This is a genomic window from Hyphomonas sp. CY54-11-8 (assembly GCF_000682735.1).
Classification (GTDB): Bacteria; Pseudomonadota; Alphaproteobacteria; order Caulobacterales; family Hyphomonadaceae; genus Hyphomonas.
In genome coordinates this window covers 184,635-201,172 of record NZ_AWFD01000012.1, presented here as the reverse complement: position 1 = coordinate 201,172, position 16,538 = coordinate 184,635, and the positions used below count along the sequence as shown (strand labels likewise).

General features: G+C 59.5%; 16 protein-coding genes. All 16 read right to left on the bottom strand.

Annotation, left to right across the window (positions count from 1 at the left end):
• Positions 1 to 29 precede the first annotated feature (29 nt).
• Genes HY17_RS09565 through HY17_RS09485 form a run of 16 tightly spaced genes read right to left on the bottom strand, consistent with a single transcriptional unit; the run spans position 30 to position 16,466 of the window.
• The gene (locus HY17_RS09565; protein ID WP_034766179.1) at positions 30 to 3,332 is read right to left on the bottom strand and encodes a hypothetical protein; all 3,303 of its coding nucleotides are present in this window, start codon (positions 3,330 to 3,332) and stop codon (positions 30 to 32) included.
• Positions 3,332 to 4,714 (bottom strand): hypothetical protein, encoded by a 1,383-nt coding sequence (locus HY17_RS09560; protein ID WP_034766178.1) that lies wholly within the window; start codon positions 4,712 to 4,714, stop codon positions 3,332 to 3,334. The genes HY17_RS09565 and HY17_RS09560 overlap by 1 nt, the downstream gene beginning before the upstream one ends.
• Positions 4,714 to 5,616 (bottom strand): hypothetical protein, encoded by a 903-nt coding sequence (locus HY17_RS09555; RefSeq protein ID WP_034766177.1) that lies wholly within the window; start codon positions 5,614 to 5,616, stop codon positions 4,714 to 4,716. Before HY17_RS09555 ends, HY17_RS09560 begins: the two co-directional genes overlap by 1 nt.
• A 10-nt stretch (positions 5,617 to 5,626) precedes the next feature.
• Entirely contained in the window at positions 5,627 to 6,217 is a 591-nt protein-coding gene (locus tag HY17_RS09550) for a hypothetical protein (RefSeq protein ID WP_034766174.1), read from the bottom strand.
• Complete coding sequence (locus HY17_RS20235; RefSeq protein WP_155843584.1) at positions 6,210 to 6,401, bottom strand: hypothetical protein; 192 nt, start codon at positions 6,399 to 6,401, stop codon at positions 6,210 to 6,212. Before HY17_RS20235 ends, HY17_RS09550 begins: the two co-directional genes overlap by 8 nt.
• 1 nt (position 6,402) lies before the next feature.
• Entirely contained in the window at positions 6,403 to 7,845 is a 1,443-nt protein-coding gene (locus tag HY17_RS19400; protein WP_051599892.1) for a packaged DNA stabilization protein, read from the bottom strand.
• A complete protein-coding gene (locus HY17_RS09535) occupies positions 7,845 to 8,531 on the bottom strand; it encodes a hypothetical protein (RefSeq protein WP_034766171.1) in 687 nt (228 codons plus the stop codon). The genes HY17_RS19400 and HY17_RS09535 overlap by 1 nt, the downstream gene beginning before the upstream one ends.
• Complete coding sequence (locus HY17_RS09530) at positions 8,531 to 8,782, bottom strand: hypothetical protein (RefSeq protein ID WP_034766169.1); 252 nt, start codon at positions 8,780 to 8,782, stop codon at positions 8,531 to 8,533. Before HY17_RS09530 ends, HY17_RS09535 begins: the two co-directional genes overlap by 1 nt.
• Positions 8,782 to 9,693, bottom strand: a complete 912-nt coding sequence (locus HY17_RS09525) for a Mu-like prophage major head subunit gpT family protein (protein WP_034766167.1) — start codon at positions 9,691 to 9,693, stop codon at positions 8,782 to 8,784. The genes HY17_RS09530 and HY17_RS09525 overlap by 1 nt, the downstream gene beginning before the upstream one ends.
• Positions 9,694 to 9,696: 3 nt before the next feature.
• Positions 9,697 to 10,290: a hypothetical protein gene (locus HY17_RS09520; protein ID WP_034766166.1), complete on the bottom strand. Its 594-nt coding sequence runs from the start codon at positions 10,288 to 10,290 to the stop codon at positions 9,697 to 9,699.
• A gap of 19 nt (positions 10,291 to 10,309) precedes the next feature.
• On the bottom strand, positions 10,310 to 10,957 hold the full coding sequence (locus HY17_RS09515; protein ID WP_034766163.1) for a hypothetical protein: 648 nt from the start codon (positions 10,955 to 10,957) through the stop codon (positions 10,310 to 10,312).
• On the bottom strand, positions 10,950 to 11,858 hold the full coding sequence (locus HY17_RS19395) for a hypothetical protein (RefSeq protein WP_051599890.1): 909 nt from the start codon (positions 11,856 to 11,858) through the stop codon (positions 10,950 to 10,952). The genes HY17_RS09515 and HY17_RS19395 overlap by 8 nt, the downstream gene beginning before the upstream one ends.
• The gene (locus HY17_RS09500) at positions 11,851 to 12,237 is read right to left on the bottom strand and encodes a hypothetical protein (RefSeq protein WP_034766159.1); all 387 of its coding nucleotides are present in this window, start codon (positions 12,235 to 12,237) and stop codon (positions 11,851 to 11,853) included. The genes HY17_RS19395 and HY17_RS09500 overlap by 8 nt, the downstream gene beginning before the upstream one ends.
• Before the next feature lie 56 nt (positions 12,238 to 12,293).
• Positions 12,294 to 14,510, bottom strand: coding sequence for a hypothetical protein (locus tag HY17_RS09495; RefSeq protein ID WP_034766158.1), 2,217 nt, complete (start codon positions 14,508 to 14,510; stop codon positions 12,294 to 12,296).
• Complete coding sequence (locus tag HY17_RS09490) at positions 14,510 to 16,027, bottom strand: hypothetical protein (RefSeq protein ID WP_051599889.1); 1,518 nt, start codon at positions 16,025 to 16,027, stop codon at positions 14,510 to 14,512. The genes HY17_RS09495 and HY17_RS09490 overlap by 1 nt, the downstream gene beginning before the upstream one ends.
• Complete coding sequence (locus HY17_RS09485) at positions 15,996 to 16,466, bottom strand: hypothetical protein (protein ID WP_051599888.1); 471 nt, start codon at positions 16,464 to 16,466, stop codon at positions 15,996 to 15,998. Before HY17_RS09485 ends, HY17_RS09490 begins: the two co-directional genes overlap by 32 nt.
• Between the last annotated feature and the right edge of the window lie 72 nt (positions 16,467 to 16,538).

The following is a 16,538-nucleotide window of genomic DNA, read 5'->3' as shown; positions in this document are numbered from 1 at the left end:
CGCTAATTGATTGGATTGTTCAGGAAATTCTACTTGCCGCTGAGGGCATTCTTGCCCGGCTTCACCATCGGCGTGCGTTCCGTGCCGAGAGCCAGGGGGTTCTTCTGGTCCCAGAGCGACTGCTGGCGCAGGGCGTCATCTTCGCTGCTTGCTATCTGGCGCAAGGCATTCTGGACCCATTTCGGGCGCTTCTCGAAAGGCTGCTTCAGGCTGTCATAGAAGAAGCGATGGATGGCTTCATTGTTCACGCCGTTCAGGTATGGCGGGAGGATGACCGTCTGGCCTTTGTAAGTGAGCGTCTGGACGCCGGTTTGCTGGCGGATGGCTTCACCTGACAGGCCTTGCTCGATCAGCGGCATGGCGGCTTCGCGGGCTTTGCGGGCCTTGATCTGCGCATCCGTCATAGGCCCCTCCGGAAGACGTGGCGGGTTCTTGCCCTCGTACTGCTGGCGGATCAGGTTGCCTTGCCCGAGGTTCGGGTTGCCGCCTTTGGGGGGCTTTCCTCTGGGGACATCCTTCATCAGCTTGGGGGGCTTGGGAGGACCAGAAATTCCGGCTCCACGCATCGGTGTCTGTGGGTGTCGAACCATTCCCGCTTGGGCGCGGAAGTCCTTATTTCTGCCAGAGTTCGAGACGAATCCGCGGCGCTTATAAAACGCCTCAAGCTGGGATTTTGATAGGCCACCAGAGCCGACTGGATCGGCAGTCAAGAAAACCGTGAGCCCTTCGGCATCAGCCTGTTTTAGTATATCATCTACAGCGCGTGATGCTTCACCTGTTCCACGCAAGCCTTCTGGAACCTTCAACATATTGATGGTGAGTGTATCGCCCTGTCTGGAGACATCTACGGATGCTGAACCTTTCAGCTTGGGGAGCTTGCCGGATGGGCCGGAGCCCTTCATGTCGAACCGCTGACCCTTGACCCCAACCCGCGTGCCAGCAGGCGCACCAAAGGCCCCAACACCCGTGCCGATCAGGAAACCGATCTGCTTGTCGGTCTCATCGATCTTGCCGTCCTTGTTGTAGTCGATAAACTCACCGGAGAAGCTGCCGCCCATGCCACCGACTGTTCCGCCGACTGCTGCATTGGCGAGGTCGTTTCCGAAAGTGGCTGTGCCGGATGACTTCATGGGCTGCTGAGGTGCCAGCGCATTGGCTGGTTTCGTTTGCGCTTCCTGTCCGATCTGGTCCACAATGCTGCCACCGCTAACGGGTGGTGATCCACCACGCGGGGCATTGTTCGGCGCCAGAGCATTCTGCGGACGCGCCAGCAGAAGTTCCGTCACCTTGTCCACGGTGGACATGGCGCGGCGGTCAGCCATTTTGCCGACGCCCTGAGATGCCGCACGGGCTGCACCGATCGGTGTGGGTGCGCCAACAAGGGCCGAGCCAAGCAGGTCAGACGGCACGCTGCCGAACACGGCGCCGATCCCGCGCTGAAGCGGGCCGCGTGTGTTGCGCATAGCGAACTTGATTGCCTCGGCTTTCGGGGTGGTGTCCGAACCGGTGGCCTGCGGATTGATCCTACGATTGGCATCTGTGCGCGACACAATCGCTTTGATGTCGTCAGCGATCTTTGTGCCTTGTTCTCCGAACACATCCGAGAGAGCGCGCAATACAGGCTCTTTGCCGATTTCAGCGGTCCTGAGCGCTGAAGCGCCAACTTCCGGATCAACGTAGCGGACGTTTTCAGCAGAGCCCTGAAGAATGCTGCGCATGGACGCTACGGCCATTTGCTGCTGGGCCTGCGACATGTTTGAGAACTCTTCCGCCATGTCAGATACGGCCACATCGTCCTTTGCGCGGCTCAGAAAGCCCTTGGCAAAGTTAACGGCTTGCGTGACGCCGTACTTGTCTCCGAACTCCATGCGGGCTTCGCGGTATCCTGGAACGGCATCTTCGAGCGCATTCAGGATGTCCTGCCGGCGGTTTGACATGGTGCGGTCTGGCAGGACACGCCCCGAAGCCGAGACACGGCCCCGATCATCAGCCAGCTGGCGAGCCTTGGATTGCATCCAGTGCGCCGCCTCTGCGGGGTTGTTCTGGATCATCTGCGCAAGGTCGATACCTTCGCGTTCGGCATCTTCTGCGAGGTCTGTCGTAAGCTTCTGCATACGCGGCAGGTTCAGCACATCAACAAGCGCCTGCTTTTTCGCAGGATCGACTATCGGTTGCGCCAAAATCGGCTTATACTGTTCTTCGACAATCTGGCCGAGTTGATCGATGGCTTGGCCACGGAGTTCCGGGCGGGAGGCGGTGCCAGCAAATTGATCCAGCGAACGACTAAACAGCTCACGAGCAGCCGCGTTGTCCTCACTCACAGCCGCCGCGACAGCCGCATCCGACGCGCTGCCAGAGCGTGCTGCGCCGCCGCGTATCTGGTTTTCGACCGCCTTACTTACCCCGCGCGCTTTCTCGCCAAACTCTTTGACCAGCTCATCCTTGAACCGCGTCGGCAGTCCAGACGAAACATCGCCGCTTTGCAGTCTCTGGCGGATGTTTACTATCCCCGCACTTATGTCGTTCGGGGAGACACCACTGTCGATCAGCATACGCTCGATGGTCTTGAGGACGGGCCGCTCAACCTTGGCACCGAACAGCTCGGCGTTGAGGACGTCGCCAAGCGGAATGTTACGCGGGATGACGGCTGAGAGCGCACCACCGAAGGCAGCGCCACCCACAGCACCAATTCCCCCAGCTTTTGCACGGTCCAGAAGGGTTCCGTCTTCAGCGCCGAAGCTGTAAACACCGCCAGCGCCTGCGCCTGTCGCCATTCCCTTACCGATTTGTGCCGTTTTCGTCGCAGCCCTTGCCGATCCACCGACAGGCGCGACAGAGCTGCCGACAATTTCACCCGCCATGTACGAGACCGGATTATCCGTGCGCGCCTTTGTTTCCTGCGCACGGCGGTCTTCGACGCCCTCACGGAACGAGCCGCCCATGCCGCGCATATCTGCGATTGTGCCCGCCGCAGCATCAGCCACGCCCATGCCTGGAATAAATCTAGCGGCAAAGTTCACGCCTTCGCCCACGCGTCCGAGCTTGTCCGCACGCAGGCGCTTGATGCCGGCCTGCTCATCTGCCGTGCCCCATGCAAAGCCGCTCTGTGCGCCTGTGTAGCCGCTTTGAGCGCGCCCCATCTTTGGCTGCGACTGAGGCCCTCCCTCAGACACAAGGTCCATGCCGCCGTTCTGGAAGTCGGGCGTGGTGGTAGCCATGGAAGGCTGCATATCCATCTGCTGGATAGCCGCTGCCAGCTTGCGTGCCGCCTCGGCATCGCCAGCCGTATGCGCATTTTTCAGCGCAATACCAAGTTCTTCGCGGGTTGGCATTATTGCGGTCCGTTCAGGTACTGATTGACCAATGCGTCGATCTCAGCCGGATCAGGCGGAGCAACAGACACCTTCGGCTTTTCCTGCCCCGGTTCCAGCAATCCGTTTTCCATGCGGAATGCGATTTCCCGCACTTCCTGCAAGCGCTCCAGGGACGCCTTTACGTCCGCCAGTGTAGCCTTCAGCTGTTCGGGGCTCTGGCGCGTATCAAGCGAGCCGCGAACTGATTGCAGGAACGCAAGTTCGCGCTCTGTCACGTTGCCAAGTGCACCACCGGTTGGGCTGGTCTGGCGCATCTCGTTCAGCTTGTCGAAGCCGATCAGGGCCTGCACCGTTTCAAGTTTGGCCTTCAGGTTTCGGGCTGGCGTTGTCGGAATGCCCTCAGTCATCGCGCCAAAGCCCGCAGACGTGTTGTCCACCATGTTGATGGCATCATCAATGTTGCTAACCATGGTGCTGAACTGCTCGCCTTCAGCAGCCAGTCTCTGAGTGGCTTTCAGGCGCATCGCTGCATCGTCGCGTTCGTCCGCGCTTCCGGGGATCGGCATGTCGCGGTAGGTCTGGGACTCCGGATCCCACACGCGCTGGTAGCCCTTCGGCGGCTTGTCCACGATAGGGCGGTCACCCGCGCCCACATCGCCCGTGTTCACATTGACCAGCGGAGACTTGACCGGCGCTTCCCCGATCTTGCGCATGCTCTCAGGCTGGCCGGGAATGTACTCGTAAATGCCATCAGCGGTCGTGACGCGTTCGTATTCCGGCGCCGCTGGATCGCTGTAGTCACCCATCACCTTGCCGGTGTACGGGTCCACGAGGCGGTTATTGATCGCCTTGCCCTCGACAGGTCCGGCAGGCGCCATCCCCAGCTCGGCCTGCGCCTTCTGGATCACGTACTGATGGAACTGCTCCGGAGAGAGGCCTGCCTGCGCCATGCGCTGACCTGCCTGCATGTACTCGTCTGCGGTCATGCCGGTCATGCGCTCGAATCCGACAGGATCTGTCATGGCCATTTCGCTGATCTGGGCTGGCTGGGCGGCAGAGAACAGGTTCAGCACGCCTTGTGCTTCCTGTTGGCGCTGGGCATCCTGTGCTTGCTGGCCCATCTGGCCAAGCTGCATTCCGGTCTGCCAGTCGTTTGCGCCGTAGGCAGCCTGTGCGGCCCCGCCATAGTCGCCACCGGCCAGCGCGTTGGAAATGCCCTTGTTCATCTTCTGCTGGACGCCAGCCTGATACGCTTCCGGGGCGCCGTACTGGAACAGGGCATTCAGGGCACCCATCACGGGGCCGCGCTTTTTCTCCTGCATGGGGGCGGTTTGCCCCGGCATGGGCTTGCCTTCCATCCAGTTGTGTTCACCGGGCATGAATCCGAGGGCGTTCTGCATCATTGACCTCCGAACCACATGGCGAGCGCATTGGCGCCGCTGTTCAGGATATTGGCGTTGTTCTGGCCCTGCTGGCCGTAGCTGGACGCCCGCGTGTAGCCGTTATTGATCTGGCCCTGCGCAATGTTCTGACCTGTGCTGATCGCCTGCTGGCCTTGCTGCGAGCCGATGTTCGCACCCGTGTTCGAGATGCCGGAGAGCGCGTTGTAGTAGTTGTTGAACGCGCCGGACGTATTGCGCCGGTTACGGTCATTCAGCGCACCGATGGCTGAACCTGATAGTGCATTCCCGCCCGCTCCGAACGCGCCGACCATGCGGTCCATGTCCGCACTGGTCGTTTCCAGCATCGACTTGGCAAAGCCGCTATTGTTGAACATGTCATAGGCAGAGTCCGGAGTATAACCCTGCCCGACCGGCTGGGCTGTTCCGACCTGTCCCGTGGACTGCGGCGCCTGCCCAATCGTGCGGCCCTCGCCCTTGCCGTAATTGTTGTAGTGGTATTGCGCCATCTCATTGGCTGAGACAGTGCCGTCCCCATTGTAATCCGCTGACTTGCCCGCACCCTTTGTGAAGAATGGCTGGCCCGCTGACGTGCTCGCCCACTGCGCCACATCCGGGTTGTTCTGCAGGTATTGTGACCAGACGGTCGAGTTCGGGTCTGATGCCATGCTGGCCGTGACGGCATCCTGTGGCACCAGGTTCGACATACCCAGCAGTCCGCCTTGCACGGACAGCGCGTTGAGGCCCGCCTGACGGTATGGCTCATTCAGCGCCACCGCCCGGTTGAACATGTCAAGCTGCGTCTGGTTCGCCTGCTTCTGAGCATTGACGATGCTGTCAGCCTGCTTGTCAGCCGTTTCGTTTCCGAAAATGCCGCCAATGATGTCAGACAGGAATCCCATCAGGCGCCTCCTAGGTAAAATCGTTGATTGTGACGTTCACATCGACTGTGAATGTCGCGGGCGACCCTGCAGAGTCCGTAACCGTGCAGGTGTAGACAGCGGAAAGGAACCCGCCGACGACGCCCACCGCTCCTGAAAACGTGGTTGTTGCAGCTGTTGGGCTATTCACCGTCACAGTGTCGCCGGACTTCTTGGTCCATGCATAAGTGTATGTCGGGGTGCCGCCTGCTGCCGTAACGGTGACACTGTTGGTTGTTCCGGTGGCGCCGCCGGTTGTCGATGCGTAGGCGTAAACCGGAGAAATTGATGCCGTCAGGGCGCCTGCAGAGGCAGATGACGCGGTGCTGGCAATGTTTGCGTTGGTTGCATCCAGTTCCTCTGAAAGACGGCCCCTGCTATCGATCAGCGGGTCAATGGCAACCGTTCCCGCAATGATGCCTGTAATCTGAGCGCTGTCCGTGTTCCGCCCGGAAAGCAGCGTGCCGATACTGTCCGGCGCCGTGCCATAGATCAGGTCATCCATGAACGTCAGGAAATCCAGCGTAGGCCGTCCATCCGCGTCCACGATCTTGTCAGGCAGCTGGCGCTTCTTGTCAGCCATTGGTCAACTGGATGCAGGCGACACGAACCGCCTTTTCGATTTCGTCCGCCGTCATCTCCCTGGACACGGCGACATCCCGGTAATTGGCGCCGAGCGTGATACGCAGGCCGGTTTCGGTCTCCACCGCCCGTGCCTCATGCCCACGCAGTCCCCTGCGGGCGCCTGCTCTCTGTCCGTTGGTCATCTCAGCGCTCGTTGATCGCTACCATCGCCGGAGCTGAAGCCACCGGATCAGACATGGAAAACAGGAGTACACCCATTTGTGGCTCTATCCGTCCGCAGCCATCCCAATAGACCTGCGCGTCGTACGCTCCGATCTCACCAAGGCTTGCATCGCCCATGTCATAAAACGTGTTGCCGCGATCAGCGCTGACTTCCAGCGAGATGACCGGGCTTGATCCCTGCCCGCTGTTGAGGCCGACGCCGCTTAGCGTGTCGAGGCGCACACAATGGATTGGCGGAACGCCTTTCATCACAGGCAGGTGTGCACTGAACTTCCGCACGATCTCCGTCCCGAACGTGGAACTATCCGCCATGCGGTCGGAGCGATAGGACCGGCTCAGCGTCACCAGCGTGCTGTAAAGCCTGCTCCCGGCGTAGAAGGTCGCATCCTTGCGGACAATATAGGCCCACTCCCATGTGTCTTCGTCATAGGATTCGCGCTTGTGCCACTGGCCGGTTGCCACGTCATAGACAATGCAGGCGGTCGGCGTGTTGATGATGTAAAAGCTGTGCGCATCCGTTTCCATCGTGGAACAGATCACGTCCGACGCACTCACGCCTTCAAGATGGCGCGTCACCCACGCATCGTCTGCGTTGAGGATCGTTGGCACCAGCCCATCAAGCCGTCTTACCGTGCGGTCATCCGCAATGAAGAACAGGCTGTTGTCGAGGACGCGGATCGTATCGCGTGCCATGCAGCCCCGGCGCACAACTTGAGCCGTCAATGGGCGGAACGGGTCGTCATTGTCCCCGGTCTGCACCCATGGTTCAATCGTCTGCGTCCCGAAGATCCAGAGCATGTCCCCGAGGACCGCAGCCGCAACAATGCCATCCGGCGCATTCTCAGCGGTGTAGTAATTGAGCGTCGTCGTATTGTCGAAATCCAGCGCTGCCGAGTATCCGAACCGGCTGCCATAGGTGAACACCATGCGCTGGCCGATAGTCACGACACTGGAGAAAGCCGTCTGGCTATGGTCAGACAGGAGCGTTGCGAAGTCTGCATCCGTCACAGCCGCCACGGAGGAGCCGTCAGAGACGAACAGCGCGCCATTGGCAAGGAACGCTGCCTCGACTTCTCCAAACGCTGCCTTGACGCGATCTGAGCCCGTTATGGGGCCGGAAAGAGAAGTCCATGCATCCACGTTCGGGTCATAGAGACGGATTGTCGTGCCGTCCGGGACCACCAGCTTGCCCGAGGCAAAGCCGTCCGCCTGGAACAGCCCGCGCGGAATGCCGCCAAGCACGGACCCATTGTCCACAATCACGCTACCCGGCGTTGTCACAAGACGCATGGGCCGTTGCGGGTCGGTCGGGTTCTTCTCCGCATAATAATTGATGCACCATTTGCGCGCATCCCCGTAGGAATCCGCCTCGTAATGGCTTGAGGAGATAACTGCAGCGGACATCAGCCGTGGCGTGCGGGCCGCATGAAGACAGACCCTTCGCGGTCATGGCCCGCAAGGTCGTCATAGGTTGTCTGGGCCATCTCGTAGATGATTTGCAGGGCCTGCGGATCGAGGCCCGGATATTGCGGGATAAGCCGCTTTGTCAGGTTCCACATGACCGTTTCGGACCACTCCGGGGGCAAATCAAAGTCCTGTGCAGTGGTGAGCGCATCCTGGAGCGCAACCTTGCAAGGGAAATAGAGCACATCGTTTGCCGCGCTTGTCGTGTCGGGAACCGGATAGGTGACAATATTCGTCGCCGCCCTGTCCATGTCCACGAATGCCACGAACGGGCTTCCGCTCGCCGTCTTGTTCGGCAGGCGGTTATATTCCTCGCGGGTATACATCCGCAGAGGCGTGTCATTGCCGGCCGTCCTGCGCCAACCTTGCGCAACCTCCAGCGCCCGGATCGTCAGGGCATAACTCGATGTGCCATTTACCGGCGTCACCGTCTGGTCCTGCCAGAGGTGCAGCCGGATGCCCTTCACGGACCATGTACGCAGCATCCCCTTCAGCGCCGCAATGCCATTGGCTGCCTGCACGGAAGAAATGGGATTGCCGCCCCGCTTGACCTGGAGATGCGTGAACACCTCATCAAGCAGGTTAGCCACCGTGTAGCTATCGTCCCGTGTACCGGAAAGCGCCATCAGTTATTGGCCCCTAATTCGGAGATGGTGGGGATGTCGCTATCCCCTTCATCGGTAAATTGTTCCGGCCCCGTGGGATTGGCGCGCAGCTCCTCACCACGCGGGGCCGGAAAATCAAGCAATGGATGCTTTGGATCAAGTGATTGCGGGCGGACCAGTAGCCCTGTCCATTCTTCCACGAGGTCAGAGGCTTTCACCTTGAACCCCGTGCGCTGGCAGTAGCCGTATACCCAGTCCGCCTCGTCACTCATCAGCCTGCTCCGGGAGACCCGTACAGCGACCGTGGATCGGTATAGCCAACCGAGAAACGCTCATAGGACTTGACCTTGAGGTTGTCCGTGTCGTCATCGGTCTGGCCTTTCTTGATCTCGCGGGCTTCACGCTGGTACAGCTTCATGCCTTCTGGAGCATCCGTCTGCACAAACCATGCGTCCGGATCGGTCAGGTAGTTCCACTTGACCGGATCATTCTGAAGCAGTCCCATCTCTTTCATGGCGTTCACATCATTGTTGGCCGTGCCGCTTTGCAGCGTGGACTTCAGGATGCGCGTTGCCGTGAAAATGAGCTGCGGCGGAACAATCAGCTTTTTGGCTTCCAGCTGAACCGGATCGCCTACGCTGTCGGTCGCCGTCATGATCAGGATGATCAGGTCTTCCAGCGAGGACTCCGACAGGTCCGCTGCAACAGCGAGGCGGTTGGAGAACGTGCCGACCTTTTCCGGGTGAGCCGTAGACAGGAAGGTTACGCCATCAGCGCCCTCATAGCCGGACGTGAACGCCCGGTTAAGAACGTTTGCCGAAACCGTTTCCTTGGTCACGCGGTGGCTTTTCGAGAGCGCGCGGGTACGTGCACGGGCAACCTTGACGTACTGGTTGTCCGCGAACTGTTCCCGCGTGATCTGGTAACCATTCGCATACGCAATGTGCGTGTAGCGCGTGGTGTAGCCCTGACCGATGTTGTTGTAGGTGCGGGAGCCGCCCTCATCCTTCACCGGGGCTGCCGACATGCTGGTGATCTGCACGTCTTCTTCAAACGCCATTTTGGAGTTTTGAACGTCGAAGATCTGACGACAGACTTCGGGATACTGCTTGTAGTCAGCACCCCACCAGGCTTTGACGCCCGGCCATAGACTCTTGGGGAGTGTTCCTCTGTTCTCAGTCATTGGTTATTCCCCTTCAAGGCTCAGCCATGGGTGGTTGTTCAACATCACCTCCCAGATGGCATTCGTGCCGATTTCGTTATCCGGGCGGCGGTGCAGCCCGAGAATGCGAAGGTCCAGCGTTGCTGTGGTTGCTGCCGTGTTCGAGTCGATCTCGACCGCAGAGACACCCGTTGTGGTGCTGCCGGTGCCGATAACGATGTTGGCATTCAGTCCGATGTCATCCTGATCCAGCGTGCTGGTGTCGGAATCTTCCTGTGCGATGAACACGAGGTTCGGGCTGTCCGCAACAAACACGAACATGGCTGTGGAAGCAGGACGATAGGTGCGGGAGAGGTTGTCGGATGTGAGGTTTTCAAACCCCATGACAACACCTACAGGACCGTCGCCTGCCGATGAACCAGCGCCTGCCGTATGCCGGACAATGCCGGGCACACCAGTTGCGCTGTCTCCGGAACCGGACAGAGCCACAACATCCCCGATGAAGAGGTTGTTGGAGTCGCCCGTTCCAATGTAGTACCGCTTAACGGCCCCGTTATAGGGCGCACCGTCGCGGTAGCGGATGGGCTTGAGCCCAAACGCTGCGTCTGTGTTCGCCATAGTAGCGTACCTTTATTGGTTAGAGTTTGATGGCCTTGCGCCCCACTCCGGTCATCTCGGTACGCTGCTCGTATCCGAGTTTGTCGTCGTCCGGGGTCGCTGCTTCGCCAAGGGCTTGGCCCCTGCCTTCGAAAATGGCCTGCATACGCTTGTCGTTCAGGGCCTGGATTGCGCCGTGATCTTCCTCGTAAAGATCCTTCGGCTTGCGGCACAGATAGGAATATTCAACCTGTCCTGCCTGGTTGGTTCCGACTGCTCTGCGCAGCACGGTCCCGGTGGAGTCAGACGGTTCCTCGCCATTGCTCGTCAATGGTGACCAGTCCGCACCCTGCTTGTCAGTCTGCGTCTTGTCATGGAACCGCTGGTCATCGAGCCCGCCATTGATCCAGCGGTACTCGTAATTCGGGTCGAGGTCGAACGAGACCCCGAGTTTCATCTGGTGAGACAGATCGTTCTTTCCACGGGCGCGGCGGGCGCGCTTTTCCGTGTTTTCGCGTGAGCGGGCCGGTGCAGGCGCTTCGGCCGCTTTTGGGGCTTCCACTACCGGAGACTCCGCCAACGCCTTCAGGCGCGCATTCTCGGCCTCCAGCGCTTCAATCTTTTCCTTCATGATCGTTGCGGGCGCCTTGCGCGGCTTCACGGCTTCTTCGGTCACGTCATCAGCCATTGTAGAAATCCTTTGCGAAGTCTTCTTTCTTGATCTTGATCCCATCCGCTTCGAGCGTCTTGAACATTGCCTTCGCCTCGGCTGGCAGCGTGTCAAAGCTCTTTACATCGCGGGTCTGGATAGTCCTGGCGCCGTCAATTGATCGGCTGTTGGCCGGAGGCGCGCCATTTGCGGGTTTTGGGTCAGATTTCGGTTCGGGCGTCCCGTAATATTCCGGGAACCTGCGAGCCAGCTCCTTGTCAGCTTCCGCCAGCTGCTCAGCAAACGGCTTGTCCTTGTGCTTTTCGCAGATCTGGACGGCTGCGGCCTTGAACACGGCGTCAGTCTGGAATTCCGGGTGCTGCGCCATCCAGTTCAGCGACTCTTCAGGCGTTGGCTGTGGGACGCTCTCGCGGGCGGCCTCGAAATTCTGGTTGATCTGACGGATTGAGGCCGGATCACCCGCGTACTGCTCGATCATCTCATCGCGCTCTTTTTCGAGCGCCTTGATCTGCTGCTTGTATTGCGCGTCGGCTTCCTGCTTGGCCCGTTCGATCTGGGCTTGCGTTGCTGCCGAGATTTTGCGCTGGAATTCCTCGTTCTTCTTGACCTCTTCGGTGTACTTCTTGCGTAACACCGCAGGATCATTGTCTGCCAGCTCCACGAACGTCTTGGCATCACGGTGCTTTTCCGGGTCTTTGCCCGCAGCAACCCATTCTTCCAGCGTGGTCCAGCCGTCTGCCTTGGCTTCGGCCTCGTAATCGCGTTCTGGCTCTGGTTCGGCAGCAGGCGCAGGCTCCTTCGCTTCAGGCTTTGGCGTGGCTGCAGGTTCTTCAATCCGTCCGCCATCAATTGCGGCGTCCAGCTCAGCCATTGCTGCCAGTTCTTCAGCGGAAACGTCAGGGGCGAGTGTATCAGACATGGCTCACCTCCGCATTCGCTTCAGCAATGTCTGCCTCAAGACCCGCAATCGTGTTGTGCGCAGGTAGGATCACCGCAGCGATGTCCTTGTCTTTCAGCAGGCGGTAGGTCTTGCCGTCTTCGCCTTCCACATCGACGCCAGCGGCCTTTGTGATGACTACCGTGTCACCGATCTGTGGCTTGCGGGTGCCTTCCGGCCAGCGTTCGTAGGTGAAGGCCAGCGGGGATACATCAATCAGCGTGCCTTTCGTCGCCATCGCCTGCTTGCGGTCGAGAGTCGTGTCTGCCAGCACGATCCCGCCCTTCGTCGTTGTCTCGACCTCGTGACGATGCACAAGGACGTTGTACTCAGTCGGGCTGATCCCGCTCGTGTTCTGCATTTTCAAGCTCCTCTTGCTTTTGCAGTTCGTTGATGATTTCGCGCGCCTCGTCTGTGTCAGACAGGGAGGCTATCTGCTGGTAGGCCAGCGCCATTGGGCGGAGCGTTGGAAGGTTGCCCGAATCCGGCTTGAGGCCCTGCCATACCGCCTCCTTCCATTCCGCTTCCATTTCCGAAGCCCGGCCCCGGAGCAGGTCCAGGAATTCCACCGTTTTGGGCTGGGTAAGCCATTCCGCCCATTCCTCCCATTGCCGGTCCGTAAGCGCCATTCATGACTCCCATCATGTTCATAAGGCTCATGCGCATGGCGGCTGCCTCAAGAATTGCTTCCTGCGCCTTCACATTGCCTTCGATAAATTTCAGGCGGGCGCTCATCATGTCGTCGGTAGCGCTCGCCTCGTTGCCGAGGATTTCAGCCATGGCCGCACGGAGCGCCATTTGCTGCTGTTGCTGTTGCTGGGCCGCTTGTTCCGGCCCCGGATCAGGCATTAGCGACTGAATGTCATCAATCGAGGCCGCCACCAGCGCCCGGCGCATGATCTCCCGCTGGTCAAACATCGGGTTGCCGCCGCCGATCTGGAGCAGGAACTGCGCCCGCATCATCTTCTGCGCGCTCGTCGTCATGGACGGGTCAGCCACCGGAACAATGTCACGGTCCTGCTCGGAATAATCCACGGACGGGTCAGGCCCCATCTGCGGCATCGGCATTCCAGGCATTTGGCCGGGCATCATACCGGGCTGCATCTGGTCAGGCTGGCCCACCGGTGTATCCAGGACCTTCTGGTATTCCTCTGGCGGGAGGTAAGCCGCATTCAGCTGGGCGATCAGGTAGAACTCTTCAGAGAGCGACCGGTAGATCCGCTTGTAGATCGAGTTGAAGACCTTCTGCGCTTCTTCAATGGAGGCCAGAACGGTCGTGGCAGGCGTGTTGGCCGGCACATTGCCGCTCATGATGTCGCTGTCGGAGGCGAGGTCGGAGGCCGCTTCCACAAGCATGGTCAGCAAATTGAACAGGACCGGGCTGGGCTGGCTCGTAGGCCTCGGAACAATGTTGTTGCGCAGCTGGTCACCGGCCACGTTGACAAACTTCCACTCGCCGCGCCGGAATTCGAGGTTTCCGCCCTTCAGCGAGACGCCCTGCCCGATGAACCCGCCACCAAGGTTCTGGTCTGTCGCAGCATCCATCAGTTGGTTCAGGACCGTGTTGATGATCTCGCTGTCTTCAAGCAGCAGCTGGCCGTAGCCGATATCGTAGAACTGGCCTTCAGGGTCCGGAATGAACCCGTATTTCACGAACTCCACATGGCGCTTGACCGACTGGACTTCGCCCTTCTCGTTGCGCTTAACACCTCGTGGCCAGAACCCGGCCTTCAGGCTCAGCAGCTTTTCGCTTTCCTTGTGGATGACCGCAATCCACGGCTCGGCATAACCGTCTTCATCAAGATCGTAGCGGCAATGGCATTCAAGCATTTCCTGCTTTCCCGCCTCGTCACTGTCCTCCGGATCGTCCATGCCAAGATCGACCTGACGATACTGGCCGGACTTCATGCGCTCCTGAATCTGGTGCACGAACAGCGGGAATTCCTTGGCGAAGTGCGGGACCGTCTCAAGGTCTTTTGCGGCCTGCGTGACAACCAGGTCCTTGCCTGAAATCAGCGTGGTCAGCGGGCGCGTGTATTCCGCATCCCAGATGACCTGCCGGAACATGGTGCCCTGCAATGGCAGCGTATGGCACAGCCGGTCGGTGTCGATGTCCCATTCCGGCATGTCGATCAGCAGCTGGTAGTTCATGTGGGTTGCCACACGGTCACCGCGCTTGCGCTTCTCTCCGTCCGGGTCTTCACCAACCGTTGCGGGCTTCACCACATCTGTGCCGTTCACAATGGCCGGATAAGCGCGGGCACCGAACTTCAGGGCAGCCTTCGAGATCAGCGGATACTTGACGTTTGCAGCGCCCGGCCATGGGAATGACTTCGCCGTCCGCTTTGCCTTGACCAGAGCCATGATCTTGTCAAAGCCCTGCTCCCAATCCTCACGCTCCTCACGGTCGCGGCGGTAGGCTTCAAGGCAGCGCTGGGCAATACGGTCCAGCTTCGAGTCTTCAAGCGCAAAGGCAAGGTCCATGCCCTGTCCGGCGACGTCCTCGATCAGCAGGTTCTGCTCCTGCGCTTCGTCCTCTTCAGACGCATACTCCCCTTCCATGGCATCTTCTGCCATGTCAGCGGGCGAGTCCTGCAGGCCCGGCTCAAGGTCGAGGAGGTCTTCGTCTTCCATCAATACCCCGTCGCTTCGTTGCGGCTCTCATCCGAGCGCATGTTGCTGATTTCATACTGCTGTGCCTGCATGGCTTTCGGCGCCACCGGCAGGGCGAAGGTCAGCGCGAGGGCATCGCCATTGTCTGGTGATGCAAGGCCGCGCTTCTTCATGTCAGATTTCTTCTCAACCTGGATCTCGTTCGCGGCGTTGTATCCGTATTCACGCCCGCAAAGGTCGTCCTCGATTTCCTGTTCGTCCGGGAGCGCACCGCGTTGGCACCACTGGCCCATGTCCCACCACATCTGCGTGCTCTTGTTCGCGCACTTGGCGCCTGCATCCTGTATCCTGCCGCTGGTCATCGCAGAGCCGCCGAAGTTCACCTCAAACAGCTGGCAGCCGGGCGGAAGGTTCAACTGTTCAAGCCGGTCTACAACACCAGCACCCATGCCGCCGCCATCCACGAAGATGGCATCAGCACGGTATTGCCACGCTTGTGCGTGCACCTCCGAAGCGAGCGTCATTGTGTCGATGCCCCGGAACCGCTTCCACGGTCTTGACTTGCCATCACGTCCCTGTCTCAACGCAATCACGCTCTGGTCATCCCCGAAACGCGCAACGTCTACCCCGATGACAACCGGATCGGTAACCAGCGCTTCCGCATCTCTCTGGCGCGCCTCGGCCACCACATCGGACGGAATAAGTTGCATCGAGCCAGCTCGGGGAAAGACACCGCGAACGCGAACACGAACGAAGTCCGAATCCTCGCCGTAATCCTCTACCCAGCCCTCAAAAAGATCCTTGTTCGTGCCAGGGACTGAGCGGCTGTCGATCTGCCGTGTAACCCACCTGTGCCTGTTTCGACCGAAGCACATGCGGAACTCGCCGCTATTGCGTGTCGGGTTACCGAAGGTGAGGAAAATGATTTCCGTATCTTCATCCGTCAGGGCGCCGCGAATGGTCTCCCAGATGATGTCTGCAACCTGCGAGGCCTCGTCGATGATGACCAGGATGCGCCGGCCCTTGTTGTGCAAGCCCGCAAAGGCTTCCGGGTTATTCTCACTCCATGGGATAAAATCGATGCGCCAGCTCGTCGGATGCTGCCTGGCAAATATCTTCGTCGCCGTGCACTCGAACCAATGAGCGCAGATCATCATGCGGAACCACTTGGCGATCTCAGGCTGCGTTTTTGTCCTCAGCTGGTTTTCCGTGCCTGCCGTGATGACACCGCGCGTGTGTGGCATCGTCGCCATGGCCCAGCACACGATCATCGCAACACAGGCTGACTTGCCAATACCGTGGCCCGAAGCCGTGGCAATCTGGATCGCCTGCTCTACCGTTACCAGCCCGTCCCGGATGTCGTTCATCAGGTCGCGCTGCCACTCGTATGGCGCGTCTACATTCGCAAGTGGGGTTCCTTCCTCTCCCCACGGAAATGCGTACATGCAGAACCGGTGCGGATCACCAGCAAATCCGCCAATGTCCTCCACCAGGGCTGCATCAAACTCAGCTTGCGTCAGTTTTCTTGCGGCGGGCATCTAGGAGGGCTGCGAGGTCGTCGCTGATGTTGTGTTCAAATTCCTGCTTGTCCTTCCAGCGCGCACCCTGTCGGTTCTTGAGCCAGATGAACGCCGCTGCCGTATCGGGCGGATAGTGCTTGGTCGTCGGCACGATCAGTGGCTCACCACTATCGTTGAAAATCTTGTCTTCCGGGTGGCTGTAACCAAGGGCTCGCTGGTAGAGCTTATCCGCTACTTCGGCATCGGCTTGCGCCTTACCAGCCTTTAGGGCCCCTAAAAAATCAGCGTGCGCATTCTTCCAATTATCGATTGTGGCGACCGAGACATCGAAGAAGCCGGCCAACTCCTCATCGGTTGCTCCGAGCAGGCAGAGCTTTCGGGCTTGTTCTGCATACTTCGGATCATACTTCGAGGGTCTACCGCGCTCAGGCTTGTCCTTTGCGGGCTTCTTGGCCATGATTTCACCTTTCGGTTACGGGATTTCAGCTCAAAAAAGTCTCAGCCCCGTGATTTTTGACACTTATGCTAC

Coding starts and splice junctions, on each gene's coding strand:
- HY17_RS09565 (WP_034766179.1), bottom strand. CDS start 3,332: ATGCCAACCCGCGAAGAACTTGGTATTGCGCTGAAAAATGCGCATACG.
- HY17_RS09560 (WP_034766178.1), bottom strand. CDS start 4,714: ATGCAGAACGCCCTCGGATTCATGCCCGGTGAACACAACTGGATGGAA.
- HY17_RS09555 (WP_034766177.1), bottom strand. CDS start 5,616: ATGGGATTCCTGTCTGACATCATTGGCGGCATTTTCGGAAACGAAACG.
- HY17_RS09550 (WP_034766174.1), bottom strand. CDS start 6,217: ATGGCTGACAAGAAGCGCCAGCTGCCTGACAAGATCGTGGACGCGGAT.
- HY17_RS20235 (WP_155843584.1), bottom strand. CDS start 6,401: ATGACCAACGGACAGAGAGCAGGCGCCCGCAGGGGACTGCGTGGGCAT.
- HY17_RS19400 (WP_051599892.1), bottom strand. CDS start 7,845: ATGTCCGCTGCAGTTATCTCCTCAAGCCATTACGAGGCGGATTCCTAC.
- HY17_RS09535 (WP_034766171.1), bottom strand. CDS start 8,531: ATGGCGCTTTCCGGTACACGGGACGATAGCTACACGGTGGCTAACCTG.
- HY17_RS09530 (WP_034766169.1), bottom strand. CDS start 8,782: ATGAGTGACGAGGCGGACTGGGTATACGGCTACTGCCAGCGCACGGGG.
- HY17_RS09525 (WP_034766167.1), bottom strand. CDS start 9,693: ATGACTGAGAACAGAGGAACACTCCCCAAGAGTCTATGGCCGGGCGTC.
- HY17_RS09520 (WP_034766166.1), bottom strand. CDS start 10,290: ATGGCGAACACAGACGCAGCGTTTGGGCTCAAGCCCATCCGCTACCGC.
- HY17_RS09515 (WP_034766163.1), bottom strand. CDS start 10,957: ATGGCTGATGACGTGACCGAAGAAGCCGTGAAGCCGCGCAAGGCGCCC.
- HY17_RS19395 (WP_051599890.1), bottom strand. CDS start 11,858: ATGTCTGATACACTCGCCCCTGACGTTTCCGCTGAAGAACTGGCAGCA.
- HY17_RS09500 (WP_034766159.1), bottom strand. CDS start 12,237: ATGCAGAACACGAGCGGGATCAGCCCGACTGAGTACAACGTCCTTGTG.
- HY17_RS09495 (WP_034766158.1), bottom strand. CDS start 14,510: ATGGAAGACGAAGACCTCCTCGACCTTGAGCCGGGCCTGCAGGACTCG.
- HY17_RS09490 (WP_051599889.1), bottom strand. CDS start 16,027: ATGCCCGCCGCAAGAAAACTGACGCAAGCTGAGTTTGATGCAGCCCTG.
- HY17_RS09485 (WP_051599888.1), bottom strand. CDS start 16,466: ATGGCCAAGAAGCCCGCAAAGGACAAGCCTGAGCGCGGTAGACCCTCG.